General features: G+C 68.1%; 25 protein-coding genes. 12 read left to right on the forward strand and 13 right to left on the reverse strand.

The window, feature by feature from the left end; all coding sequences use genetic code 11:
• Nucleotides 1-2: 2 nt before the first annotated feature.
• The 5 genes from CFN17_RS05735 to CFN17_RS05755 are packed head-to-tail and all read right to left on the reverse strand — an operon-like array spanning nucleotide 3 to nucleotide 4,835.
• On the reverse strand, nucleotides 3-884 hold the full coding sequence (locus CFN17_RS05735; protein ID WP_208750380.1) for a cytochrome c oxidase assembly protein: 882 nt from the start codon (nucleotides 882-884) through the stop codon (nucleotides 3-5).
• Nucleotides 885-919: 35 nt separating this feature from the next.
• On the reverse strand, nucleotides 920-1,402 hold the full coding sequence (locus tag CFN17_RS05740) for an RpiB/LacA/LacB family sugar-phosphate isomerase (RefSeq protein WP_208750381.1): 483 nt from the start codon (nucleotides 1,400-1,402) through the stop codon (nucleotides 920-922).
• Nucleotides 1,399-3,168 carry a dihydroxyacetone kinase family protein gene (locus tag CFN17_RS05745; RefSeq protein ID WP_208750382.1) on the reverse strand — a complete coding sequence of 590 codons (1,770 nt, stop codon included), beginning with the start codon at nucleotides 3,166-3,168 and terminating at the stop codon, nucleotides 1,399-1,401. Before CFN17_RS05745 ends, CFN17_RS05740 begins: the two co-directional genes overlap by 4 nt.
• Nucleotides 3,169-3,199: 31 nt before the next feature.
• The gene (locus tag CFN17_RS05750) at nucleotides 3,200-3,976 is read right to left on the reverse strand and encodes an SDR family NAD(P)-dependent oxidoreductase (RefSeq protein WP_208750383.1); all 777 of its coding nucleotides are present in this window, start codon (nucleotides 3,974-3,976) and stop codon (nucleotides 3,200-3,202) included.
• Nucleotides 3,977-4,010: 34 nt separating this feature from the next.
• Nucleotides 4,011-4,835 carry a sugar phosphate isomerase/epimerase gene (locus CFN17_RS05755; RefSeq protein ID WP_208750384.1) on the reverse strand — a complete coding sequence of 275 codons (825 nt, stop codon included), beginning with the start codon at nucleotides 4,833-4,835 and terminating at the stop codon, nucleotides 4,011-4,013.
• Between the two features lie 194 nt (nucleotides 4,836-5,029).
• Between CFN17_RS05755 and CFN17_RS05760 the strand changes: the two genes are divergently transcribed.
• The 4 genes from CFN17_RS05760 to CFN17_RS05775 all read left to right on the forward strand — a co-directional run bounded on the left by CFN17_RS05760 (nucleotide 5,030) and on the right by CFN17_RS05775 (nucleotide 9,072).
• A complete protein-coding gene (locus tag CFN17_RS05760; protein WP_208750385.1) occupies nucleotides 5,030-6,367 on the forward strand; it encodes an MFS transporter in 1,338 nt (445 codons plus the stop codon).
• Between the two features lie 35 nt (nucleotides 6,368-6,402).
• Nucleotides 6,403-7,281: a transketolase gene (locus CFN17_RS05765; protein ID WP_208751359.1), complete on the forward strand. Its 879-nt coding sequence runs from the start codon at nucleotides 6,403-6,405 to the stop codon at nucleotides 7,279-7,281.
• A complete protein-coding gene (locus CFN17_RS05770; protein ID WP_208750386.1) occupies nucleotides 7,278-8,300 on the forward strand; it encodes a transketolase family protein in 1,023 nt (340 codons plus the stop codon). Before CFN17_RS05765 ends, CFN17_RS05770 begins: the two co-directional genes overlap by 4 nt.
• A 118-nt stretch (nucleotides 8,301-8,418) precedes the next feature.
• Nucleotides 8,419-9,072 carry a GntR family transcriptional regulator gene (locus CFN17_RS05775; RefSeq protein ID WP_208750387.1) on the forward strand — a complete coding sequence of 218 codons (654 nt, stop codon included), beginning with the start codon at nucleotides 8,419-8,421 and terminating at the stop codon, nucleotides 9,070-9,072.
• 6 nt (nucleotides 9,073-9,078) lie between these two features.
• Here the strand turns inward: CFN17_RS05775 and CFN17_RS05780 are convergent, their stop codons facing one another.
• A complete protein-coding gene (locus CFN17_RS05780) occupies nucleotides 9,079-9,858 on the reverse strand; it encodes an SDR family NAD(P)-dependent oxidoreductase (RefSeq protein ID WP_208750388.1) in 780 nt (259 codons plus the stop codon).
• 352 nt (nucleotides 9,859-10,210) lie between these two features.
• Here CFN17_RS05780 and CFN17_RS05785 point away from each other — a divergent pair, with 352 nt between their 5' ends.
• The 4 genes from CFN17_RS05785 to CFN17_RS05800 all read left to right on the forward strand — a co-directional run bounded on the left by CFN17_RS05785 (nucleotide 10,211) and on the right by CFN17_RS05800 (nucleotide 13,086).
• Nucleotides 10,211-10,648, forward strand: coding sequence for a hypothetical protein (locus tag CFN17_RS05785; RefSeq protein WP_208750389.1), 438 nt, complete (start codon nucleotides 10,211-10,213; stop codon nucleotides 10,646-10,648).
• 112 nt (nucleotides 10,649-10,760) lie between these two features.
• The gene (locus CFN17_RS05790; RefSeq protein ID WP_208750390.1) at nucleotides 10,761-11,243 is read left to right on the forward strand and encodes a hypothetical protein; all 483 of its coding nucleotides are present in this window, start codon (nucleotides 10,761-10,763) and stop codon (nucleotides 11,241-11,243) included.
• Complete coding sequence (locus CFN17_RS05795) at nucleotides 11,240-12,190, forward strand: hypothetical protein (RefSeq protein ID WP_208750391.1); 951 nt, start codon at nucleotides 11,240-11,242, stop codon at nucleotides 12,188-12,190. Before CFN17_RS05790 ends, CFN17_RS05795 begins: the two co-directional genes overlap by 4 nt.
• A gap of 89 nt (nucleotides 12,191-12,279) precedes the next feature.
• On the forward strand, nucleotides 12,280-13,086 hold the full coding sequence (locus CFN17_RS05800) for an oxygenase MpaB family protein (RefSeq protein ID WP_261792386.1): 807 nt from the start codon (nucleotides 12,280-12,282) through the stop codon (nucleotides 13,084-13,086).
• A gap of 23 nt (nucleotides 13,087-13,109) precedes the next feature.
• On the opposite strand, the gene CFN17_RS05805 is transcribed toward CFN17_RS05800, so the two are convergent.
• The 4 genes from CFN17_RS05805 to CFN17_RS05820 form a co-directional block, all read right to left on the reverse strand.
• The gene (locus CFN17_RS05805) at nucleotides 13,110-14,888 is read right to left on the reverse strand and encodes a DUF4389 domain-containing protein (RefSeq protein WP_208750392.1); all 1,779 of its coding nucleotides are present in this window, start codon (nucleotides 14,886-14,888) and stop codon (nucleotides 13,110-13,112) included.
• Between the two features lie 81 nt (nucleotides 14,889-14,969).
• A complete protein-coding gene (locus tag CFN17_RS05810; protein WP_208750393.1) occupies nucleotides 14,970-15,416 on the reverse strand; it encodes a flavodoxin domain-containing protein in 447 nt (148 codons plus the stop codon).
• On the reverse strand, nucleotides 15,413-16,468 hold the full coding sequence (locus CFN17_RS05815; RefSeq protein WP_208750394.1) for a zinc-dependent alcohol dehydrogenase family protein: 1,056 nt from the start codon (nucleotides 16,466-16,468) through the stop codon (nucleotides 15,413-15,415). The genes CFN17_RS05810 and CFN17_RS05815 overlap by 4 nt, the downstream gene beginning before the upstream one ends.
• The gene (locus CFN17_RS05820; protein ID WP_208750395.1) at nucleotides 16,465-16,704 is read right to left on the reverse strand and encodes a hypothetical protein; all 240 of its coding nucleotides are present in this window, start codon (nucleotides 16,702-16,704) and stop codon (nucleotides 16,465-16,467) included. The genes CFN17_RS05815 and CFN17_RS05820 overlap by 4 nt, the downstream gene beginning before the upstream one ends.
• Before the next feature lie 406 nt (nucleotides 16,705-17,110).
• On the opposite strand from CFN17_RS05820, the gene CFN17_RS05825 reads away from it, so the two are divergent.
• Nucleotides 17,111-18,640, forward strand: coding sequence for an amidohydrolase (locus CFN17_RS05825; protein WP_208750396.1), 1,530 nt, complete (start codon nucleotides 17,111-17,113; stop codon nucleotides 18,638-18,640).
• On the opposite strand, the gene CFN17_RS05830 is transcribed toward CFN17_RS05825, so the two are convergent.
• Entirely contained in the window at nucleotides 18,637-19,161 is a 525-nt protein-coding gene (locus CFN17_RS05830) for a hypothetical protein (RefSeq protein WP_208750397.1), read from the reverse strand. The two genes, CFN17_RS05825 and CFN17_RS05830, sit on opposite strands and share 4 nt — an antisense overlap.
• Before the next feature lie 304 nt (nucleotides 19,162-19,465).
• On the opposite strand from CFN17_RS05830, the gene CFN17_RS05835 reads away from it, so the two are divergent.
• Complete coding sequence (locus tag CFN17_RS05835; protein WP_208750398.1) at nucleotides 19,466-21,028, forward strand: HNH endonuclease signature motif containing protein; 1,563 nt, start codon at nucleotides 19,466-19,468, stop codon at nucleotides 21,026-21,028.
• Between the two features lie 339 nt (nucleotides 21,029-21,367).
• Nucleotides 21,368-21,985 carry a uracil-DNA glycosylase gene (locus tag CFN17_RS05840; RefSeq protein ID WP_208750399.1) on the forward strand — a complete coding sequence of 206 codons (618 nt, stop codon included), beginning with the start codon at nucleotides 21,368-21,370 and terminating at the stop codon, nucleotides 21,983-21,985.
• A gap of 10 nt (nucleotides 21,986-21,995) precedes the next feature.
• On the opposite strand, the gene CFN17_RS05845 is transcribed toward CFN17_RS05840, so the two are convergent.
• Complete coding sequence (locus tag CFN17_RS05845; protein ID WP_208750400.1) at nucleotides 21,996-23,237, reverse strand: type II toxin-antitoxin system HipA family toxin; 1,242 nt, start codon at nucleotides 23,235-23,237, stop codon at nucleotides 21,996-21,998.
• Nucleotides 23,234-23,539 carry a type II toxin-antitoxin system Y4mF family antitoxin gene (locus tag CFN17_RS05850; RefSeq protein ID WP_208750401.1) on the reverse strand — a complete coding sequence of 102 codons (306 nt, stop codon included), beginning with the start codon at nucleotides 23,537-23,539 and terminating at the stop codon, nucleotides 23,234-23,236. Before CFN17_RS05850 ends, CFN17_RS05845 begins: the two co-directional genes overlap by 4 nt.
• A gap of 253 nt (nucleotides 23,540-23,792) precedes the next feature.
• Between CFN17_RS05850 and CFN17_RS05855 the strand changes: the two genes are divergently transcribed.
• Nucleotides 23,793-24,749: an L-lactate dehydrogenase gene (locus CFN17_RS05855; RefSeq protein WP_208750402.1), complete on the forward strand. Its 957-nt coding sequence runs from the start codon at nucleotides 23,793-23,795 to the stop codon at nucleotides 24,747-24,749.
• Nucleotides 24,750-24,773 lie beyond the last annotated feature (24 nt).

Genomic DNA, 24,773 nt, shown 5'->3' on the forward strand with positions numbered 1-24,773 from the left:
ATCTAGCGGCTGCGTCCCAGGTGCGCCGCATTCAGTTCGTCGAGTTGCTCGTCCGTGAGGTCATCGAATCCGCGCGCTTCGCGTTTGTCGCTGCGCGCAAAGCGGACGAACATGAGGATGATCAGGGGCAAATCGACGATCTCGCAGATGAACCAAAGAGCGTCTCCGGCCAGCTGCTGGTCGCGCAACGCGTCCGGAAACCAGCCCGGCGACGACTGCCGGGCGGTGACGTGGTCCAGCACCTGGGTGTTGAGGCGCAGCAGGATCCCGGGGACGGCGTCGACCAGCAGTTCAATGAACACAAAGACGAATTCCAGGACGAAGAACGCGCTGGAACGCCGGAAATCCGCCTCCTCGATAATCGGCAGGGCCATCATCATGCCCAGCAGCGGAACCCCGACCGTCAGCAGCGACTCTGCCAGAGGAGCCGTGCGGAGGGTGTAGAAAGCCGGTGTGAGGAAGGTCGAGAACAGGGCGAGGCCCAGGAGCGGGGCGGCCATCGAGTTGCCCAGGAACCGCACCGCACGGTGGGCCAGGACACGGTTCAGCCGGTCGACGCCCCGCGGCGGGAGGGCGGCGCGGGCCAGGGCGATGGGTTTGCCCAGGCCGACAAGCAGAGGCACCACGAACAGCATGAGCGAAATCTTGAGCGTGAAGGCCCACCGGAGCTGGGAGCTGTAGACGCCGGGAAACCCGCACGTCAGAACGGTCAGGAACCCGAGGCCAAGCAGATAGAATGCCAGTGTCCGCCAGAGAGGCTGGCGGTGCCCTCGCGCCGCCGCGGTCTTCAGGCCGAGGGCGTAGAGCACCGCCGAAGCGCTGATCAGGACAGCGGCGGACCAGTCGATCTGCCAGGCGGTGAGGACTACGTCAAGGGGCGGCACGGCCTCATGATAATGGCCCCACCTTGGAGTACCACTCAGCAGCCCTCGAAGTCGGTGAGCACCTTGACCTTCTCTGCGGAGGCGGACGAAGGATCGAAGGTGTACCCGATCCATTCCCGCGCGAGCCTGCGTGCCAGCTCCAGCCCCACGACCCGCTGGCCCATCGTGAGGACCTGGCAGTCGTTGGAGAGCACGGAGCGCTCCACGCTGAAGGAGTCATGCGCGGTCGCGGCCCGGATGCCGTCCACCTTGTTCGCGGCGATGGCCACCCCGATCCCCGTGCCGCAGAACAGGATGGCCCGGTCCGCCTTCCCGTCCCGGATCAGTTCCCCCGCCGCGATGCCCACGTACGGGTACGGTTTGGTGAACTGCTCCGGACTATCGTCACGGTTGACCCCGATGTCGATCACCTCGGCGACCCGCGGGTCCGTCCGCAGGTCCGCCAGGATCCGGTCCTTGTAGTCGACGCCGGCTTCGTCCGCGCCGACGATCAGCCGGATCCCTGCCGACGGGCTCATGCTCGTGCTCCGGCGCTCTGGCGGGCGCCGGCAAGGTGCGGCCCGAACACACCGAAGACCATCGCCAAGGAGGTGGCGCCCGGGTCCGGAGTGCCGATGCTCTTTTCGGCCAGGGGGCGGGCCCGGCCCTTCAGCGGGCGCAGGGCCGCGGTGGCCTTGGCGGCGTCTGCCGCTTCCCGTGCCGCAGCTTCCCAGCCGGTGTCCGCACCGGCGCCTTCGCCGACCAGCCGGCTGAGGGTCTCAGAGAAAGGCACCAGCGCGTCCACCATGGTCTTGTCGCCGACCTCCGCCTTGCCGAGCTCCGCGATCCGGGCGGCGAAGGCCGCCACGGCCGCCGCAAGTTCCGCAGCACCCGGCGCCCGGTCATTGCCGAGGGACTCGCCAAAGGCCCGCAGGCCGGCGCCCCACAGCACCCCGGAGGTGCCTCCGGCGTTATCCGCCCAGGCGTCACCGGCAGCAGCCAGGACGTCCCCGGCCCCGGCGCCGCGGGACCCGGCCCCCGCGGCGGCGGCGCTGGCCGCGTCAACGCCACGGACCATTCCCCGTCCGTGGTCGCCGTCGCCAGCGATCGCGTCGAGGTCGCCGAGGGACTTTTCGGCGTCGTGGAGTGCCTCGCGGGCCGCCGTCAGGGCGGCAACGCAGTGGAGTGCGTAGTCGCGGGAAGCGTCGGCCGCAGCGAAGGTCTCCGGCGCGGCGGTAACCGTGTCCTCGGCAATCCCGCCCGCCGTGGCAGCGTCCGTCCCGCCGTCCATCTGGCCTGCGGCGAACGCGGCGTTGCCGCGCCGGTACGCGGGCGTCTCGGCCGGAGCGGTCCAGAGCGGCTCGAGTTCGTCGTCGAGCCACGTGACGGTGAGGGAGACACCGGCCATGTCCAGGCTCGTCACGAGCTCGCCGACCTCCGGCATCACCAGGGTATAGCCGGCGGCGCGCAGCAGCGGTGCGACGGCCAGCCACAGCACGAACAGTTCCTCCTGTTTCGTGGAACCGAGCCCGTTCAGGAGGACGGCGATCCGCTGACCGGCGCCGTGCGGCGTTTCCGCCAGGACGCGGGCCACGAGTTCCTGGCCCAGTTCCCGCGCGGGCGGCAGTTCGGTGTCGAACAGTCCGGGCTCGCCGTGGATGCCGAGGCCGAGCCCCATCTTCCTGTCCTCAAGCGTGAACAGCGGGGTGTCGGCGCCGGGGAAGGTGCAGCCGCCGAACGCGCTGCCGATGCTGCGCGTCAGGTCGTTGGCCTTGCGGCCCAGGCGGACCACCTCGGGCAGGGCTGCTCCGGTCTCGGCGGCGGCGCCCATGATCTTGAAAACGGTGAAGTCGCCGGCGATGCCCCGGCGCTTGCCGGCTTCGGCCGGCGGGGCGCTGGCGATGTCGTCCGTAACGAGCACGTTGTCCACCGGGATTCCCTCGGCGGCCAGCCGTTCGCTGGCCATGCCGAAGTTCATGACGTCGCCGGCGTAGTTGCCGTAGGTGAACACCACTCCGGCGCCGCTGTCCGCGGCCTTGGCCACGGCGTACGCCTGCTGCGCGGACGGCGAGGTGAAGATGTTGCCGACGACGGCGCCGTCGGCCAGTCCGGTGCCGATGAGCCCGGCGAAGGCCGGGTAGTGTCCCGAACCGCCGCCGGCCAGCACGGCAACTTTCGGCCGGCCGGGCCGGTGCCGGCGGACGGCGCCGCCGGGCACCTGGCGCACCAGGTCCGCATGGACGTCGCAGAAGCCGGCGAGGGCCTCCTCGGCAAATTCGGACGGGTCGTTAAAGATTCTGGTCATCGTGGGGGCTCTCTGGGCTGCGGTGGGGCTGCTAGTGGATGTGGCTTCCGCCGTTGATGTCGATGGTTGTCCCGGTGAGGTAGGCGGAGTCCTCGGAGGACAGGAAGGTGATGACGGCCGCGATTTCCTCGGTGGTGGCGTTGCGTCCCAGCGGGATGCCGGCGTTGATGGCGGCCTCCTGCTCCTCGGTGCTGCCCACGCGGATGTTGGTGTCCACGGCGCCGGGGGTGATGGCGTTGACGGTCACGCCGGTGTCCCCGATTTCGCGGGCCAGGGCCTTGGTGAAGCCCAGGATGGCGGCCTTGGCTGCCGAGTACGGGACCTTGCCGAATACGCCGCCGCCGCGCTGGGCGGAGACAGAGGACATGTTCACGATCCGGCCCCAGCCGCTGGCGATCATGTCCGGAAGGAACGCCTTGGTGACCAGGTAGGTACCCGTGGCGTTCACGTCCATGACCTTGTGCCAGAGCTCCAGCGTGGTTTCCAGGAACGGCACCGGGGACGTAATGCCGGCGATGTTGGCCAGGCCGCCGACGGGGGGCAGGTTGCCGGCGGCAACCTCGGCCTTCACGGCCTGGTAGGCGGCGTTGACGGAGTCCTCGTTGGCGACGTCGATCTCGTAGCCGAAGGCCGGGACGTTGAAGTCGTTCCCGATTTCCGCAGCGACCTTGGCGGACTTTTCGGCGTCGAGGTCCAGGATCACCACAGCCCAGCCCTGGCTGGCGTAGCGGCGGGCGGTGGTGAGGCCGATGCCCCGGTCCGAGGTTGCCCCGGTGAGGACGGCGGTGCGCTGGATGGTGGTGCTCATGATGCTCCTTGGGTTGCTCGGTTGTTTAGTGGAATCAGATGAGGTCGGTGATGAAGCTGGCGGCCTTGGCGGCCGCGGCCGGGCGTTCCTCGTGGGTGACGTCCCGGGTTTCCAGCTCCAGGGAGAAGTGGCCGGTGTAGCCCTGGGCCGCGAGGCCGCGCAGTCCGGCGGCGAAGTCGGCCTGTCCGTTGCCGATGCTGAGGTTGATGTTCCCCGGCACGGCATCGCGCAGGTGCACGTGGGAGATCCGGCCCTGGTGGCGTTCGAGGTACTCCAGCGGGTCTTCGCCGGCGGCCACGATGTGGCTGAAGTCCATGACGATCCCGACGCCGGACCCGGCCAGCCGGTTCGCCAGCAGTTCCGCCCGCTCCAGGTTCCAGCAGAAGCGCAGGAAGTGCAGGGATTCGGTCCAGAGTTCGACGCCGAACCCGTCCGCGCGCTGTTTGGCGGCGATGAGCTGGGCGGCCACGGCGTCCAGGTCCTGTTCGATGCCGCGGACCGGCTCGTGGCCGAGGGCGCCGCAGGGCAGGACAAGGGCTTGGGCGCCGATGCCGGCGGCGAGGGACAGGAGGGCGTCGAGGTGCCGGCTCCTGGCGGAATGCCCGTCGGCGTCGAGCACGGCATTCAGGTCCCCGATGTCCCCGTTGACCGAGCGGACCCGAAGGCCCGAGGCAAGGACGTCGGCCGTCACGGCGGTGACCGCCGCGGCGTCGAGGTCGTAGGGGACGTGGTCGCACACTCCGGGGAGGGCGCCGAGATCTATTTCCTCAAAACCGAGGTCCGCGATGGTGCGCAGGGCTGTGGGCAGGTCCTGGTGGCGGAAGCTGATGGACGAGCAGCCGAGTCGGGAAGTGAACATCGTCGTTGATCCTCTGGTCGTGCCCCGAGGGCGGTGGTGATATGGACCACACTACAAAAGTCGACTGTCGACAGTCAACCTTTGAAGTCGACTGTTGACAATGTTTATGGTGCGGGTCACACTGGCGTATCATCTGTTAACAGTCGACAGTGTTGGCGCCGAGGCGCCGGCAGCTCTCTTCGAAAGGGATTGACATGAGCAACGAAGCTCTCACCATGCGGGGCCCGGTGCACGGCACGAAGGACGCCAGGCGCGTCGCAGTCGGCTCCGGCGTCGGCGCCGTGATCGAAACCTATGACTTCATCGGCTTCGGCACCGCCGCGGCCCTGTACTTCGGCACGGCATTCTTCCCCACCGGCGATCCGGTGACGGGAACGCTGGCGGCTTTTGCCACCCTGGGCGTCGGTTTTGCGGCGCGCCCCATCGGCGGCATCATCGGCGGCCACCTCGGCGACAAGGTGGGACGCAAGCCCGTCCTCGTGGCCTCCCTGATCCTGATGGGCGTCGCCACGTTCCTGATCGGCCTGCTTCCCACGTACAGCCAGGTCGGCCTGCTGGCTCCCGCGTTGCTCGTGTTCGTCCGCATCGTCCAGGGCCTGGCCTTCGGCGCGGAATGGGGCGGTGCGATCCTCATGAGCTACGAGCACGCCCCGTGGAAGTCCAAGGGCAAGTACACGGGCATCGTCCAGGCCGGCTTCCCCGTGGGCCTGCTGCTGGCCAACCTGGTCTTCCTGGGCAGCGTCCAGCTCGGCGGTGAACTCGCCTGGCGCATTCCGTTCCTGGCCAGCATTGTGCTGGTGGTGGTCGGCCTGATCATCCGCTCCAAGGTCCCCGAGTCCCCGGTCTTCGACGAGGTCAAGGACCATGGCGACATCGTCAAGTCCCCCATCGTGGAAGTCATCAAGACCGACTGGCGCAACATCATCAAGGGCATCGGCCTCCGCATCGCCGAGACCGCCGGCTACGCCGTCTCCATCACCTACATGATTTCCTACATCAACAGCCAGCACCTGGCCGATAAGACCCAGACCCTCGTGGCCCTCTGCATCGCCTCGGCCATCGGTATTTTTGCCACTCAGGCCTGGGCCCGCCTGACGGACCGGATCGGCCGCCGCCCCGTCTACGTCTGGTCCTGCGCCTTCGCCGTCCTCTTCGCTGTGCCGATGTTCCTGCTGGTCAACACGGGCCTGTTCTTCTTCATCATCGCCACGCTCGTGATCTCCTACGCCGTGTGCCAGAACTCCCTCGCCGGCGCCCAGGGCGCCTGGTTCCCGGAACTCTTCCAGGCCAAGACCCGCGCCTCCGGCGCCTCGCTGGCCTACCAGATCTCCGCCATGGTCTCCGGCTTCACTCCGTTCATCACCACCCTGCTGTTCGTCAGCTTCGGCTGGATGGGCCCGGCCCTGCTCTTCGGCGCCTACGCGGCAATCGGCCTCTGGGCCGCCCTCGCCACCCGGGAAACCTGGGGCAAGCGTGAGCGCCGCCTGGCGGACGAGGCCGCTAAAAGCACGTCCCAGTCGGTGAACGCCTGATGACCGCCGTCCGCGAACACACCAAGAAGGAAGACATGACCCCGGAAACCGCCGCGGACCGCATCGACGGCCGCATCGAGGAAGTCAGTGCCGCCGCCTACCGGATCCGGCACCACGCCCTGAACATGGGCGAGGTCCAGGGCCAGGGCTACGTGGGGCAGGCCCTCGGCGCCGCGGATATGCTGGCCGCCGTGTACGCCGACCAACTCAGGTTCCGCGCCGAAGACCCGCACTGGGAGGGACGCGACCGCTTCCTGCTCTCCACCGGGCACTACGCGATCGGACACTACGCGGCCCTGGCCGAGGCCGGCATCGTCCCGGTCGAAGAGCTGGAGACGTACGGCTCGGACGACTCCCGGCTGCCGATGTCCGGCATGTCCACCTACACCCCCGGCATGGAGATCTCCGGCGGCTCGCTGGGCCACGGGCTCACGATCGCCGTGGGCATGGCCCTGGGCCTGCGCTTCCAGGGCTCTGAGGCCAGGATCTTCAACTTCCTCTCCGACGGCGAACTGGACGAGGGCTCCACCTGGGAGGCCGCCATGGGCGCCCACCACCACCAGCTGGGCAACCTCACGGCCATGGTGGACATCAACGCCCTGCAGGCCGACGGCAAGACCGACACGGTGCTGCGCACCGAACCGATCACGGAAAAGTGGGAGGCCGCCGGCTGGTACGCCCAGCGGGTGGACGGCAACGACGTCGGCGCGCTGCTCGCCGCGTTCGACAACGCCGCCGCCCAGGCCGCCGCCGTCGGACGTCCCTCCGTGATCCTGTGCGACACGAAGGTGGGCCGTGGCGTGCCGCTGCTGGAGGAGCGCGAAAAGGCGCACTTCATGCGCATCGAAGAACACGAGTGGCAGACCTGCCGTGAGCAGCTGACCGCAGGATACGAAGGAAAGGCCGCCCGATGAGCACCACCGCCGCTCCCACCAACACAGCCCCTACAAACGCAGTCCCGAAGCTGAAGACCTCGGCGATGATCGCCTCCTTCGCCGATCCGGGACAGAAGACCGCCTCCGCGCCGTTCGGGCACGCCCTGGTCAAGGCCGCCCAGGAAAACGACAAGATCGTGGGCCTCACCGCGGACCTGGGCAAGTACACCGACATGCACATCTTCGCCAAGGCGTTCCCGGAGCGCTTCTTCCAGATGGGCATGGCCGAGCAGCTGCTCTTCGGCGCCGCTGCCGGCCTGGCCGAGACCGGCCTGGTTCCGTTCGCGTCCACATACTCCGTGTTCGCCGCCCGCCGCGCGTACGACTTCCTTTGCCTGGACGCCGCCGAGCCGAACCTGAACGTCAACATCGTCGGCGGCCTGCCCGGGCTCACCACCGGGTACGGCCCCAGCCACCAGGCCACCGAGGACATGGCGATCTTCCGCGGCATGCCGAACCTGACCATCGTGGACCCGTGCGACTCCCTGGACATCGAGCAGGCCGTCCCGCAACTCGCGGCCAGCGAGGGCCCCACTTACCTGCGACTGCTGCGCGGCAACGTGCCCACGGTCCTGGACGAGTACGACTACACGTTCGAACTCGGCAAGGCCAAAGTCCTGCGCGGCGGCAACGACGTCGTGTTCGTCTCCTCCGGCCTGATGACCATGCGCGCCCTGCAGGCCGCCGAGGCCCTCGCCCGGCACAACGTGGACGTCGCCGTCGTGCACACGCCCACCATCAAACCGTTCGACGCCGCGACCGTCCTGGCCGAGATCAACACCGACCGCCTCGCCGTCACACTGGAAAACCACAGCGTGATCGGCGGCCTGTTTGAAACCGTCGCCTCAGCAGTAGTGACCGCCGGCCTCGGCAAGCGCGTGGTGCCGGTGGCGCTGCCGGACGAGTTCCTCGACGCCGGCGCGCTGCCCACGCTGCACGAACGCTACGGGCTGTCCGTGCAGCGGATCGTTGCCAAGGTGCTGGCCGAACTCGGCTGAGGCCGCCCGGCTCCAACGACGTGCGCGGGGCCGGCTGCTGCCGGCCCCGCGCGTGCCGTACCATCGACTGTTAACAGAGCAACTGTAGACAGTTGACCACTGACAGTGAGGACACACCATGGCGACAGCACCGCTGCTCGGACTGGAAAAGAAGAGCCTCCGCGAGCAGGCGCTATCGGCGCTGCGCACGGCGATCACGAGCGGTGAGCTCGAACCCGGCAGGCATCTGGTGGAGACCGAACTGTCCGACATGCTCCAGATCAGCCGTGGAACCCTCCGCGAGGCGCTGCGCCAGCTGGAGCAGGAGGGGCTGCTTTCGGCCGGGCCCCGGGGCCGACTGTCCGTGCGCCACCTGGACGGCAAGGAAATCCGGGACATCTTCGCCGTCCGGGCGGCGCTCGAATCGCTCGCGGTCCGGACGCTGTGCGAATTGCCGGACCGGGCATCGGTCATCGCGTCCCTGCGCGCGGCGATCGACACCATGGCCGCGGCCGCCGAGGCGAGCCTGGAGGAACGAATTGAATCCGATCTCGAGTTCCACCGGACGCTGTGCCGGCTCACCGGCAACGAGACACTGCTGCACTCCTGGGAGTCGCTGGAAGGCTCCATCCGGATGTCCATCATGTTTGCCGGGATCGAGCGGGCGGTCAGGAACATGAGCGTGGACCGGCACCATGACATCGTCGCGGCCATCGAGACCGGCGACGCGGCGCTGGCCCGCACCACGATCCTCGAACACATGGATGGCGCCGCTGCCAACCTGGTGGCCTAGCCGGGATCAGTAGTCCACGATCGCGCCGGCGGAGATGTTGACCGTCGCGTCGGTGATGGCCGCCGCCCGGTCCGAGGCGATGAACGAGGCCACGTTGCCGACGTCGGCCAGGGTGGCCGTTCGGTTCAGGTGCGCGGCGCGGGCAATCTCCACCACGATCTCCTCCCGGCTTTCGGCCTGCCAGGGAATCGTTTCAATGATGCCGCCGGTGACCATGGTGACCACCCGGATCCCGTGCTTTCCCAGCTCCAGCGCCCACTGCCGGCGTAGGCCTTCCATGGCATCCAGGGCCACTTTGAAACCGCCAAGTCCATGGAGGGTCTGCGGGCCGGAGCCGCCGAACATGAGCACGACGCCGGAGCGCTGCTTGACCATGTGGGTGGCAGCCGCGCGGGTGGTGAGGAAGTGGGTGCGTGCGGCCAGGGTGATGGGCCGGGTGAAGTCGTCCGCGTCGATTTCCATCAGGGGCTGCTGCACATCGCCAAATGAGATCACATTGAAGGAGATGTCAATCCTGCGGCTCTTCTTCGCGACCCGGTTCACGAACGCGTCCACTTGCTCTTCGTCGAGGGCATCCACGACGGCGGTCTCGGCCAGGCCGCCGGCCTCCCGGATGTCGCGGGCCACCTTCTCCAGCCGTGCTTCGGTCCGCCCGGCAAGGTGGACGGTGGCGCCCTCGGCCGCAAAGGCCCTCGCCACCGCTCCGCCGATGGCCCCGCCGCCGCCGTAGATCAGGGCGGTCTTGCCGCGCAGCAAGCCGCTGTCCGGAATTCCGTTGTTCAGCATGGTCGCCTGCCTAGTGCCGCGGAGTTCGTGAATTCCCTCAACTATGTTCTTGCCGCGGGCCGCTGGCAAGAGCAGCGGCCCTGCGCTGCCCGGCAGCACAGTGCATCCCCCGCCGTGCCGGGATCCGGCCAGGTGCCCCCAAAAACTTACGCCTGGCCGAACCACGCCGGGCAGGGCGCCGGTCGCTGCCCCTGCCGGTGGATAATTGGACACGTCCAATATCCCGCCCTGAGCGTACCCGGAGCAGATTGGACATGTCCAATCTGCTACACTCGCTGGCGAGCTAGGACATGGGATGAACCGCGCCAGATCATGAGCACCTGACAAATCGAGCCTGATGAAAGAGGCCACTGTGAGCAGCGACCAGCCGACCCCGTCGCCGGGCGGTGCACTCGCCCGCAAACTGAACATCCTTCTGGACACCGCCGAGGCCGAAGGCCGGAAGATCACGTTCAATGACGTCCGGGAGGCCATGTCCGTGGCTGGAACGCCGCTCTCCCGCGCCCGGTGGCACTACATGCGCTCCGGCACCGGACCCGCCGTCAGGAAAGTCGAGCTCCTCCAGAACCTCGCCCGCTTCTTCGGCGTGAACGAGGACTACCTGATCGACGGTGGCGACGAGCTTCCGGCCCGAGTGGAGGCGCAGCTGGATTTGCTGGCGTCCATGCGGGCGAACAAGGTGCGCAACTTCGCCGCCCGTCAGCTGGACGGACTCCCCCCGGAGACACTGCTCCAGATCCGGGACCTGATCGACGAGCAGCTCGCGCGCGAGGACCCGGACCGGCCCTGACGGAGCCGCCAACCGCTCGTTGACCTGCACTGATAGGATTCTGCGAGGTTTGGCCGCCCGCAGATGAAGGTGTCCAGGCTGACGCCCGATCAACAGCCAAGGACTCGGTTACATGGACTACGACGCCGCCCGGTCGCGGGCACGGACAGCAGAGGCAGGACTGTCACTCGCCGAGCCGGTATCGCTAGCGTCAATCCAGAGACACCTCGAACAGCAGCGGGGCCGCAGGATCGTCATCAACCCCATCGACGGCGCAACGGACAAAGTCTGCGGGCTGTGGTTTGGACTGGACCATCTGGACCTGATCCTGCATGCCCGGGCAGCCTCCGAAATCCACCGGCAGCAGATTGTCCTGCACGAATTCGCCCACATGATCCTGCGCCACGAGCAGGGCGTCGTGTCCGCCGAATACGCCGCCACGTTCTTCCCGGACCTCGATCCGGGGCGCGTTGTCAGGGCATTGAAGCGATCCGATTTCCTCGACGAGTTCGAGGTCACCGCGGAACTGCTCGCCGACCGCCTGGCCGCACGCATCCGCCGCTCCCTGGACCGTACCGGCGGCCAGCCGGGCAACTTCGGCACGGTGTTTGGATGATCCAGCTCATGATGGCCGCGGCCCTCCTCGTCCTCGCCGTAGCCAGAATCCCGGCCATCGCGCGGAACGGCCGCGACCCCGTATTTCTCGCCGCGTTGTTCGCCGGTGTCGCCTCAGTGCTGATGTCGCCGGCCGTGTATGCCACGGTCGATCACCTTGTCGGCGGCATGAACCTCGCTAAGCTCGCCCTGAACTCTTCGATGATCGTCGGGCTCTGGTACCTCAGGCGCGCGGTGCTTGAAGCGATCTTGCCTGCCGACACACGGCATCTCCTGATCCGCACCTTGCCGTTGACCGTGACGCTCGCACTTCAGTTGGTGTTCTTCATCCTGACGGGTCCCACGACGACCACGGACTCCTGGGGCCTCTACCACGAACGGCTGCCCGCCGCCTTGTTCTCGACCATGCTGATCCTGTTTGTGGGCTGGGTCTGCGCCGGAGTCGCACTCTCCTGCTTCCGTTATATTCCGCGGATGCGCCGGTCATTCAAGGTCGGGTTCACCATGGTCGGCCTGGGTTGTGTCGTCGGCATCCTTGTGGTGGTCAGGTTCACGATCGGCCTGCTCTCCGCCCCGGTTCCGGCGCTCGTGGCCGTCCCGGTGCCCTCCCACGAAGTCATCAGCCTCCTGGAGATGATTACCATCATCCTGGTGGGGGCAGGCCTGACCGTACCCGCCGTGGCCGGCCGGACCCGCCGGAAACGGCAGGCGCGCTGGGAGAGCGACACCCTCGCCGGCGTCGAACCCATCCGGGAACGGATCCTGCGGAACGCGGGCCCGGAACGTTTCCTGGAAACTGACCCTTCCGCCCCTGCCCGGGAGCGTCTTCACCGGATGATCGTCGAAGTCTGGGATGCAGAACTCGCAGCTGGCGGAACCCTGACTCCGGCCGAGCGCAGCTTCCTGCTCGATGCCGAAAAGCAGCTCGACCTGAACCGGCTTCCATGAAAGGCGGCAACATCATTTCAGACTGCTTCACGCACCCGTCCCGGCGGCCACTTCCGACCGGAACGGATCCGTACGCGATTTACCGGAACATGGTGCTGTTCGATTTTCAAGCGGAGATCCACGCCGGTTTCTTCGTCTCGTACTACAGGAATTTCGCGGTGCCGTCGATCGCCCGGACGCTGGCGGGGACCGGCGAAATGGCGGCTCGGCCCCTCAAACGCTCCTACGACACCGGAATCGTGATCCACGAGATCATTGCCAACGGCTTTGACCACGAGCGAAGCCGCGCCATGATCGGGTTGCTCCGTCGGGTCCATGCGGGTGTGCCGGGAACGGCCGAGGACTTCATCTACGTGCTCATGACCCTGCTCGTCCTGCCGTTGCGGTGGGTGGAAGCTCACGGCTGGCGACGGCTGACCGGCCTCGAGAAAGCTGCGGCCACCGCCTTCTACGCCGAACTGGGCCGCCAGATGGGCCTCGGCCCGGTTCCGGAGTCCTTCGACGCGGCGTGCCGCTTCCTGGATGACTACGAGGCCGCGAATCTGGGTCCGAGTCCGGAGGGGGCGGCCCTGCTGGCCGCCACGGTCCCGGCGCTGGAAAACCGGCTCCCGGCACCGCTCCGCCGTTTCGCCCCGGTTATCCTGGCCCTGATGATGGACAAACCCGAGATGGCCGATGCCCTCGGCCTGAGGCGGGCGCCGTCGGCGATGACCTTCGTGTTTGACGCCGTCCTCCGGGCACGGGCCATCAAAGCCAGGGCCCGGCCGCTGCCGACGAGCCCGTCGTTTGTCCCGGGCAGGGCCAACGCGGCCGTCTACCCGGACGGCTACACCCTGGACCAGATCGGCCCCGAGCAGACGGCGCCTCCGGCCAATCTGCGAGCCAAGAGGGGCTAGGTTCCCGAAGGGCCGGCGGGGGATTATCCCTTGGGCCCTGCGTCGCCGGGCTCAGCCGGTGGCTTGGGGCCGTCCTGGCTTTCCGGGCCCACAGAGGCCGCGGGGCCGCCGATGCCATAGAAGCCTTCGGGGGCGCCGGAACCGGGCGGCGGCCCTTGCGAGGGGGCCGGGCCCGGGCCCTGTGGCGGATATGGTGCCGGACCCGGAGGCGGATACGATGCAGGGCCGGGCGGAAGGTACGGGGCTGCCGCGGCGGGACCGGCGGCCGCTCCCGGATAAGGCCCGACGGCGGGACCGGCCAGGGCTGGCCCCGGCATGTCGCCCGGATCGACCGGACCCATATCCAGGTGGAACGGCGGATATTCATCCCGCATCAAGGAAACGTAAGCAATGACGCGGTAGATCCAGCGGTTAAGGCCGAGCAGGAGATCGAACAGGCCCCGCCGGTACTGGCCCGTGAACAGCAGGATCACGCCGGCGATGAAGACTAGCAGGCCCAGGAGCGAGATGCCGAGGCCTTCCTGCACCCAGCGGCCGTCGCGGAACTCCCAGGACCTCGCCGTCCCCGTCAGCAAGCCGATGACCAGCAAATGCGGGATGGCCAGCAACCACGACTTCACGAAGATCAGTCCGCGGGACAGCCGTTCGGGATAGTCGACGTCGAAGTCCGCCGGGTAATTGGTCCGGGCCAGGGTGAAGGGCGGATACCTGTCGGTGCCGATGGCCGTGAAGGCGTAGAAGGCCACGCGCCAGTTCCATCGGATCACGCCGACGCTGAAGTCGAACAGCGAGCGCGGGTAGCGTCCCGTGAACAGGATCGCGAACCACGCCACGAGGGTGACCACCCCGAAAGCGAACCAAAGGAAGAACAGGATGACGCAGTGCGGGATGGCCAGGAACCACTTGACGAGCCACATCCAGCGGGACAGGTTCGGATCGAGGTAGCCGTTGAGGCGTGCCGGATAGACGTAGGGCGTCGGCGGCACCGGCGGCACCGGATAGGGAGGACCCGGCGGGGCCGCGGGACCGGCCGCCGCGCCCGCAAAGCCTGGCGCGGCGGCACTGGCCAGCTGGACCGGGCCGGTGCCGGGAGGCACGCCGCCCGGCCCGCCGCGCCCGTGTCCCGCGGCGCGGCCAAGGCCGACGGCGCCCAGCACGATCAGCGGCACCCCGATCAGAAGCATGACGATGCCGCCGATCAGCAGGCCGACAAAGACGGGCCCGAGCAGATCAGTGCGTGCTCCCGCCTGCAGATTTACCGCCACCGGGGCACTCGCGTCGGCGTTCATGACCACCACGGCCCATGTTCCGGAGCGCACGTTCCACGTGAGTTCCTGTTCACCCGGCCCTGAAGCCGTCGCGGCCCAGAAGCTCTGCTGCGCCGGATCCTCCGGGGGTTTGAAACCGGCCACATCGCGGTAGATCGTGCGGAACGGGTCGAACCGGACGTCAACGACCTCCGTGTGCCGGACCCCTGCCATGTACGCCGCGACGTCGGCCCGCGGGGCAATGCCGATGAAGATTTGCTTGCCGGGATCCGTGGTGGAGCCGCGGAGCAGCACGCTGCCGGCAAGCTCCACGGACGTGCCCTCAGGCAGTCCGCCCCCGGTCATGACATCCAGCCGTGGGGAGGTGAGGGCATACGAATCAGCAGAGAGCGGCACGGACTGTGTGATGAAGTACCTGCCGTCGCGCTGCTGGTAGTTGGCCCACCCTGCGAAGCCGGCGCCGGCCAGCAGTCCCAGACCGAGCAGGGCGCACAACGCGCCGATCACCAGCATGACAATCCGGCCTGCTTTCATGGCCGCCGTCCTTTCAGATGCGCCGCTTGCCCCGACCGGTTGGGCGGGACTTCCGGATGCCGCGTTCCCGGGGCCGCACCGCTACCGCCCCAGCGAAGTCAGCAGGGTCCTGGCCCAGCTGCCGGCCTTGTCGATCTCACCGCTGCGCAACGGACCCTTGGTGCCGCCGACGTAGAACGGCATGGGCTCTGAGATGATGTCGGCGCCGCCGGCGCGAAGAGCATGCGTGATCTTCCGGGCGGCGTCGCCGTGGATGAACATCCGAAGGCGCGTATCGTAGGCGGCCGCTTTGACTCCCGTAAGCCGGTCGGCGCCGAAACCGGACAGCAGCGCGGTGATCTTCGGCGTCGGACGCCACCCGTTGATGGGACTTCCGACGACGAGGAGGTCCCCCGCCGCCAGGTCCGCCGGGTTGAAGTCGCCGACCGGGACGGCCGCCGCGTCCAGCCCCTCGAGCGCGCCGGCCACCTCCTCGGCCACTGCCTTGGTGTTGCCGTAGGCGGAGTCGTAGACAATGAAGGCTTTCACGCCGTGATCACCACTTTGAGGGCCTTTGTCTCCGCAGCGCGGGCGAAGGTGTCATAGGCCTCCATGAACTCGTCGAATGTGAAGTGGTGGGTCGCGAAACTGTCCGCGGGGACTTTCTGCTGGGCCACGAGCTTGAGCAGCATGGGGGTGGTGTTGGTGTTGACCAGGCCCATGCTGATGTTGATGTTCTGGATCCAGAGATTTTCGACGTGCAGCTCCACGGCCTTGCCGTGCACCCCGACGTTGGCCACGTTGCCGCCGGGCCGCACGATTTCGGTGCACATCGAAAACGTTGCCGGAACGCCGACGGCCTCGATGGCCACGTCCACGCCCTGCCCGTCGGTCAGGAGCAGCACCTGGTCCTTCCAGTCGGCATCGCTGGAGAGGACCACATCGGTGGCGCCGAATTCGCGGGATTTTTCGAGCCGGTTGGCGTCGAGGTCAACGGCGATGATCGTGGCGGCGCCGTAGAGCCCGGCGGTGGAGATCGCGGCAAGCCCGACAGGCCCGGCACCGATCACGGCAACCGTGTCCCCGGGCTTGACCCGGCCGTACTGCACGCCGATCTCAAAGCCGGTGGGAAGGATGTCCGAAAGCATGACGGCCTGCTGGTCGCTGACTCCCTCCGGCATGAGATGCAGGGAGTTCTCGGCGTATGGGACCCGGACGAATTCGGCCTGGGTTCCGTCTATCAGGTGTCCGAACACCCAGCCGATGCCGGAGGTGCCTTCCTCCCCCAGACAGTGGGAGTAGAGCCCGGTTTTGCAGTTGGCGCAGTGTCCGCAGGACTTGATGCAGGAGATGATGACGCGGTCCCCGACTTTAAGGCTGGTGACGGAGGCGCCGACCTCCGTGATGGTGCCGACCCCTTCGTGGCCCAGGATGCGGCCCTTGGCCACGGCCGGCACGTCGCCTTTGAGGATGTGGAGGTCGGTGCCGCAGATGGTGGTGGTGTCCACTTTCACGATCACATCGCTGGGATTCTGGATGACGGGATCAGGAACGTCGGTCCATGCCTTCTCGCCGGGACCGCCGTAAACGAGGGCTTTCATACGTGCTCCTTGGCTTTGAGGATGACGAGCGGGTCAACAAGGCGCAGGCGGCAGGGAATTTCGGAAGCGTCGATCCCCGAATATAGCGCCGAGACACGGGCCCGCTCACGGAGCTCGTCGATCGCGGGGGCCGAAACGCGGGCATGGGCGAGGTCGACGACGAGTTCGAATCCGGGGAGCTTGCTGGTGACGCGGCGGCAGACAACGTACAGCGCGCGCACGTTTGCGGCCGTCACAACGCCGTGTACCTCGATCCGGGCCGTTTCGGCGTCGGCGTCGAGACGTATGAGAACTTTGAGTTTTGGGTCCCCCGAGTGGTGATGCATGAAACCGTCAGAGCTCCATGGCGGTTTCGGGCGGGGCGGTCAACCCGGTGGGTTCGATGAAGTTGGTCATTGGGCCGTGGTCTCCTGCCATTTCCTGCTGGAGCCGGAAAGTGCAAAATGCATGTCCGTCACCAATCCGCGGCGAGACCGATACCGCGATCCATGAAGCGGTTCTTCCCCCAACAATGGCTCCCCAGTGGCCGTGCAGGAACCGCCCCACATTAAGCTTGGCGGGCCGAGCCGTACAGGGGTAAGGGGCGAAAGTCCCGTGTGGCAGTTTTAGCTTCGACGGCGTTCCAGGCCTAGCCTGTCTTCTATGCCAGGACAGCACGACTCCCGCCACACGCCCGACCTCCTGCTGACTTCCGTGAGGCAGCCCGGGGACGAAATATGTTCTGATGTGCATATACGGGACGGCCTCGTGGCCGCCATCAACCCGTCCTCCGGGAAGTCCGCCGCGTCGCTCCCCGGCGCCCAGGGAGTGGACTTCGACGGCCGCTACGTCATTCCGGGGCTGTGGGATGAGCATGTCCACATGACGCAATGGGCGCTGACCTCCAACCGGCTGGACCTCGCCGGCGCGGGCTCGGCACGCGAGGCGGCCGCCGTCGTTGGAAATTATCTTGCGGGGGCAGGCCTGGCCGGCGAGGGCGGCGCCACCCGCCCGGCGTCGGCCCCGACGCTGGTGGGCGTCGGTTTCCGTGACGCCATCTGGACGGACCTGCCCAGCCTCGACCTGCTCGACCGTGTGACGGGAGGCCTCCCGACCGCCCTGATCAGCCACGACCTCCACTGTGTATGGCTCAACTCCGCGGCCGCCCGGACTTACGGCGTCCCGGTGGACGCGAGCGGGCTGCTTCGGGAGGAACCGGCATTTGGCCTGACCCGCGAACTCGGTACCCTCCCGGACACCGTGGTGGATCCGTGGGTACGGGCGGCCGCCGCGGCCGCCGCGGCGCGCGGCGTGGTCGGGATCGTGGATTTCGAGATGACCTGGAACCGCGATCCCTGGCTGCGGCGGATCGCCGGCGGCTGCGATGCGCTCAGGATCGAGGCCGGGGTGTATCCGCAGGACCTGGACCGGGCCGTGGCCGAGGGGCTGCGGACGGGCGCTGATGTCGCCGGCGGCCGAGGACTCCTGACCGTGGGCCCGTTGAAGGTGCTGACTGACGGCTCGCTCAATACCCGCACGGCCTACTGCGTTGACCCGTACCCTAACGGCGGCTATGGCCTGCTGACGGTGAGCGAAGCGGAGCTGCTGGCACTGCTGGTCCGGGCCCGGCAGGCAGGGTTTGTTCCGGCTGTCCACGCGATTGGCGACGCCGCCAACCGCGTGGCGTTGGACGCGTTCGAGGCTGCGGGCGTGACCGGACGCGTGGAGCATGCCCAGTTCGTGCGGAGCGAGGATTTCGCCCGCTTCAGCCGGCTGGGCGTGATCGCCAGTGTCCAGCCGGCGCATGCCCTCGATGACCGGGATACCGCCGAGGCGAACTGGCCGGGCCGCACGGACCGGTCCTTCCCGCTGCGTTCGCTGGTGGCCGCCGGTGCAACGCTCGCCCTGGGGTCGGACGCGCCGGTGGCCCCGCTGGACCCGTGGACCGCCATGTCCGCCGCCACGGCCCGCGCCCGGCAGGACGGCCGCGGGCCCTGGCATCCGGAACAGGCGCTCACGCGGCGGGAAGCCCTGACGGCCTCGGCCCGGGGCCGCGGCCGGCTCCGGGTCGGGGATCCCGCCGATATCGCAGTGCTCGACGCCGACCCGTTGACGGTCTCCGACACGGAGTTTGCCGCGATGCCGGTGGCCGCCACGTTGGTGGCGGGGCGGTTCACTTACGGCGGGGTTTAGGCTGCGCCCGGTTTTTTGCCTTTGGCCCGAGCCTGGACAAGGTTGGCGTACGGCAGCCGGCCATACTCATCCACAAATGCGGCGTGGTACGCGGCCTCGGCCCCGTTGAGCTGGTCGACGGGAAGCTCTTTCCACGCGATGATCAGCGTCCGGGCCGCCGCGAGCTGCCAGATGAGCCGGCCATCCCAGTGACCGGGCGGTTTGCCCTTGCCGAAGTCAACGAACTCCTGGATCTGCCGCCGCAGCCCGCGGTTGCCTTTGCTCCCGGGGCCGGCTTTTCCCACGTAAAGAACGTCGGCACCGTCGACCCATTCGGCGTCGAGCGCTTCCACCCGGAGTGTGGGGTCCTTCTTCTTGAAGACACCGGCCGTGCTCCTGGCCAGAAACTGCGGTCCGAAGCCCTCGGGCCGCAGCACCGCGAAGATCCCGGGTTTCTGCGGGATCCGATTGATGTCCAGGTCCCCGAGCACCCGGAAACCCGTGAATCCGTCGTCTTTCAGGGACTGTTTGCTGATTGGCATGGGTTCCTTTGGGTCAGGGCAGTAAACGCCCTTGAAGCTTAGGTCCGGATCCAGGCCCGGGTGAAAGTGCCCAGGCCGGTCTGATCGTAGAACTCGAGCCTGACGCTCGCCGCCGCGGCGCTGCCGGCGTCCTGGACCATGTGCTCATCGTGAATGGTCCCCTCGGGTCGATGGACAGCCCCCGGCCCGCCACCGCCGAGACACGGGGCTGACAGGTTCTCCATGATGGACCCGCGCCGGAATTTGAGACAGTAGCGATCGGAGAAGGCACGTTAATGTCAGTGCCTCGATGGAGACTTGATTCATGGACGGCAGGCAGGGGCCCGGAAGGGCCCTGGGAGCGGTTGGCGGGGTGGCTGCGGAGATCATCCGCAGCGTGGCTGACGCACGGCCCGCGCCGGTCGGCCCGGGGAATCTGGCCGGCACGGACAGCGCCAGGCTGATTGACCGGATCCGCGAATTGGAGGACTGGAAATCGGCCGCGGCCGCCGAACAGGCCCGGCTCGCCATCGAGTTCGCCGTCCTGCAGCGCAGGGAGCAGGCCGCCGCCGGGGTCCCCACACAGAAACTCGGGGCCGGGATCGGCGCGCAGATCGCCCTGGCCCGGCGCGAATCCCCCGCCAAAGGCGGCCGGCTCCTGGGCCTGGCCCAAGCCCTCGTGACCGAAATGCCGCACACCCTCACGGCCCTGGAAACCGGGACACTGAACGAATGGCGCGCCACCCTCCTGGTCCGCGAAACCGCCTGTCTGACCGCCGCCGACCGCACCGCCGTCGACGCCGAGCTCGCCCCGGACACCGGGACCCTGGCCGGACTCGGCGACCGGGCCATCACCGCCGCTGCCCGCGCCGCCGCCTACCGGCGCGACCCGGTCTCCGTCACCGACCGGGCCGGACACGCCGCCACCGAACGCCACGTCAGCCTCCGCCCGGCCCCGGACACCATGGCCTACCTGACCGCGCTGCTGCCGGTCGCCGAGGCCGTGGCCGTCTACCACGCCCTGACCCGGCACGCCGACACCGCCCGTGCCGCCGGTGACCCCCGCACCCGCGCCCAGGTCATGGCCGACACCCTCGTCGAACGCACCACCGGCACCCCCGGCGGGATCGCCGGCATCGAGATCCAGCTCGTCATGACCGACCGCACCCTCTTCCAGGCCGACTCCGAACCGGCCCGCGTGCCCGGCTACGGCACCATCCCCGCCCACACCGCCCGACACGTCATCCACCCGCCACCCAACACCAGCGGGCCCGGCGGCGACAGACCCTCGGCTGACCCGTCCCGCGGCCCCGAACCCGATACCGTACCCGAACCCCCTGATACCGGAACCGAGGCCGGGGCTGAGGACACCGCCTACACCGTCTGGCTCCGCCGGCTCTACACCCACCCCGGCACCGGAGAACTGACCGGCATGGACTCCCGCGCACGGATCTTCCCGCCAGGGCTCCGGCGCTTCATCCAGGCCCGGGACGACACGTGCCGCACGCCCTACTGCGACGCACCCATCCGGCACCTGGACCACATCGTCCCACACCACGGAGGCGGGCCCACGACCGCCACCAACGGCGCCGGACTTTGCGAAGCCTGCAACCACACCAAAGAAGCCCCCGGCTGGACCGCCCAACCAATCGCCGCAAACTCCGGCCCAGGAAAGCGACACACCTTCCAGCTCACCACCCCCACCGGCCACACCTACCACTCCACCGCACCACCCCTCCCGGGGACGAGGATGGGGACGGGGACGGAGGCGGGGCCGGGACATCCCGCGGCGTCCGGGTATCCCGCGACGGCAGGGCAGCGGCACGAACTCCGGCACCTCGCCAAGCTGCAGAAACGCGGCAGAACCAGGGATGCGAAGGCAGCGTAATAAAGCGCGGCAGCGGCGTCCAAAATTCGCGGTCGTTCCGGCAATTTTTGCAGGACTGCTCGCCTGCACGACGAACTCGCCAGACGGCGACCCGCGGTTAACGAAAGACCTGCAGGTACCTTCGCGATCTCGCTATGAGACGGTTCGGACACTTTCATGTCCAGTACGACCCGGCTTAATCAAGTGGTTACCTGCAGGCGCTTTAAGCCTACGCCCGTCCCCTCACTGTGGCCAGAGGAAGGAAGCCTCTGGCCTACGCCACAAAAACACGCTCTCCCCCGGAAGCGTAGAGTGGAACCAGACGCCTGATTCTGGACGCCAAGTGCTGAGGGAGAAATCGTGACGATTGACTGGGACGAAAAAAAGGCCATGCTGCAGGAGCCGAACATCGCCGCCGTGACGCAGCTGTGCGACGAACTGATGGAAAAGAAGCCCGGATCCGTGGTCCCCTACATCGACCCCGTCCATGACGAGGACGAGTGCCGGATCGTCAGTCTGCATATCAGCCCCGGCAAAGGCACGGAATCAGGCTTTGTCTCGCATTTCAACGACGACGAGGCCGCCCGCCGCGCCACGTCCATCTACGAGGCCGCAGAGCTGGATCCCCGGTACGTGATGCCGTGGAACGCCTACCCGTGGGTCCGCGACCCCGACGCTTCGTCCGCCCTGAACGTCCAGGAGAAGACGGACGGGCTGCGGCCCTTCCGCCAGTTCCTGAAGATTAACAAGCGCGTATCGGCCGTCATTGCCCACGGCGCCGACGCCCATTCCTTCCTGACGCTTTTCGAGAAGACCTACCACTCCTCGCTGAAGAACCACGGCGTCAAGATTTACAAAGCTACCGCGCTCGGCGGCCGCGCCTTCGCCGTGTCCCCTGCCAAGCAGGAAGAGCTGCTGGCCAAGAACGTGGAGGTCTACAAAGACGCCATGCAGCGGGCCGGCATCCAGCACCTCTGAGGCCGGGGCCTCACCCTTCCATCAGCCTGCGCCGGTGTTTGAGTTCCTTGAGCCAATCCCGGGTGACGGGCATCGAGAAGGGCGAGGCGCCGTCGTCGGTCACGGAACTAAACGCCGCCCCCGCTTGGAGGTCCGCCAGCAGCGGCCCTGAGGTTTTCAGCGCCAATTCCAGCACCTGGACGGCGGCCCGCTCCGCCAGCCCCAGGCCAACGGCCCAGCCGAGGAAGTGCTTCCGGGAGATTCCCGTGCGCTTGCCGTCCAGGGTCAGGGCCAGCGTCTTGTCGCCGTAGACCACTGTGGAGGGGATGTCGTATACCGGCGCGATGGACCATTCACCGCCCGGCTGCTGCACCATGGACACGTTCTTGGCGTGCAGGTCCCCGTTGCCCGTGAGCCACGCGAACGCCGCCTGCAGGGCCAGATTCCGCAGCGCCGGCAGCGGCGCCGCGCAGTACGCCGCGAGCGCGTGGCACACCTGACCGTAGCCCACGTTGTACTTGTCCGCCGGATACAGCGCCAGCACCTGCGCCCCGTCCTCGACGGCGAGCCGCCGCACCGCGTTCGGCGCCGCCGCTTTCGACGCTCCGTGGACCGGCACCCGGTCGAAGCGCTCCACCAGCAGCCCCGGCCGGCCGGCGACGTCGCGGATCAGCTGGACCCGGCTCAGCGGGATCCGCAGCCTGGCCGCGTAGCGGAACATGACGTATTCGTTCTCGACGACGTGCGGGAACTCGGGCGCGTTGAGCTTGAGGATGTAGCGCCGGCCCGCGCGGGCCACCGGCATGGAGATCATGCCGGCGGACAGCTTATCCTGCACGCCGGCCAGCGCCACCGGGTCGATCAGGCCGGAGTCGCCCAGCAGGGCATCGAAATCCACCGGCGTTCCGGGCTCGAGTTCGACGGCGTGCTCGTCCGGGTCGAGCTTCTCGCCGTGGCCCACAATCTGCACGTCGCCCACCGGGTTGGCCCCGGCCGCGATGAGGAGCGAGAGGTCGTCGTCCACACTGGTCTTAACGGACCGGCGCAGGGCATTCAGCCGCCGCCCCTCCGGCAGGAGCCCGGTGAAATACGGCGGGGCGGCCCCCGCCCCGGCCAGCACCGGGTCCGCCGTCAGCGGCAGGGAACTCGCGACGGCGGGTCCCCCGGACGCCAGGTACGCCGGCAGGTAGCTGAACCGGGTGCCGCCGTCGTGTCTCTCCAGCCGGGCCGCCAGCACCCCGGCCTTGTAGACGTCGGCGATGCGGTGCCTCACGGCCGCGCCGCCGGAGCGCCACCCGGCTCACCGGGTGCAGCCCGGCCGGCGAGGGCCCGGGCGGCCGCGCTGGTCCGTGTCTGCACCAGCAGCTCCAACCCCAGAGTGTCCAGGAGCGCGAGCAGCGAGTCCAGCTGCACGGTGCGTTTGCCCTGCTCGACGAACCGGACGAAGCGCTCGGAGACCCCGGCCAGTTCGGCCAGGTCACGCTGACTCAGCCGGAGGACGGAACGCCGGCCCCGGACCTCGGCGGCGAGCCTGTCCGGAAACCCGCCCGCCGTCGCCGTCTCTTCGCTGGTCACCCGGCACCTCCACAGTCATAGCTACGGGCATTGCCATAGGCACGATCGTGCCGCTTTGCCGCATACTCCAGTGTAATTCGGGCAGTCGCCGTCGTACAGACCAATATCGGCACGTTCGTACCGTTGGCGCGCGAGACGCTCCGCCCGTAGGGTCCTACGGCCCTGCCCCGCGTGCAGGCGCGACGAGATGCTGGACAGGGGCCGGCCGGTCCGGGCCCGACAACTAGGCCGACCACCGGCCGGAAAGGGCATCATGTCCCGACACAGCGGTTCGAAACTGGCGGTGGTCGGCGCAGGCAGCGTCGGCACCTCCCTCGCCTACGCGGCCCTGATCCGCGGCTCGGCCAGCCACGTCGCACTCTTCGACGTCAATGCTGCCAAGGCGGAGGCCGAGGTGCTGGACCTCGCCCACGGCACCCAGTTTGCCGCCGCGGCCGCCACCGTCACCGGAGGCGGCGACATTGCCGCGACGGAGGGCGCCGACGTCGTAGTCATCACTGCCGGGGCCAAACAGGCCCCGGGCCAGACGCGCCTGGACCTGGCGGGCACCAACGTACGCATCCTCGAGGCGCTCATGCCGGAACTGCTGGCACATGCCCCGGAAGCGGTCTATGTGCTGGTCACCAACCCCTGCGACGTCCTGACGGTCGCGGCCCAGAAAATCTCGGGACTGCCGCCGTCACGGATTTTTTCCTCCGGCACAGTACTGGACACGTCCCGGCTCCGCTGGCTGCTGGCACGGCAGGCCGGCGTGTCGGTGGCCAGCGTCCACGCCAGCATGGTGGGCGAACACGGCGACACGGAGTTCCCTGTATGGTCCGGCGCGACGATCGGCCCGGTGCCGATCCGGAACTGGACCGCCGATGGCGGCAAGGTCTTCACCCCTGAAATCCTGGCCGAGACCGCGCTCGAGGTAACCCAGGCAGCCTACAAAGTGATCGCGGGCAAGGGCGCCACCAACTACGCCATCGGGCTGTCCGGGGCCCGCATTGTCGAGGCCCTGCTGCGCGCCGAAAATGCCGTCCTCCCGGTGTCCACCCTGCTGGACGGCCAGCACGGCATCTCCGGCGTGGCGCTCTCGCTGCCCAGCGTCGTGGGGCGCGGCGGCGTTCTGAAGGTTCTGGACACACCCATGGACGACGGCGAACTCGCCTCCCTGCACCACTCGGCGGAAACGCTGCAGCAGAGCCTGTCGACGCTCGGGATCTGAGCGGGCGGTACCGCGCACGGCCCC

It is taken from the genome of Arthrobacter sp. PM3 (assembly GCF_003352915.1).
In the GTDB taxonomy this organism is placed as follows: domain Bacteria; phylum Actinomycetota; class Actinomycetes; order Actinomycetales; family Micrococcaceae; genus Arthrobacter.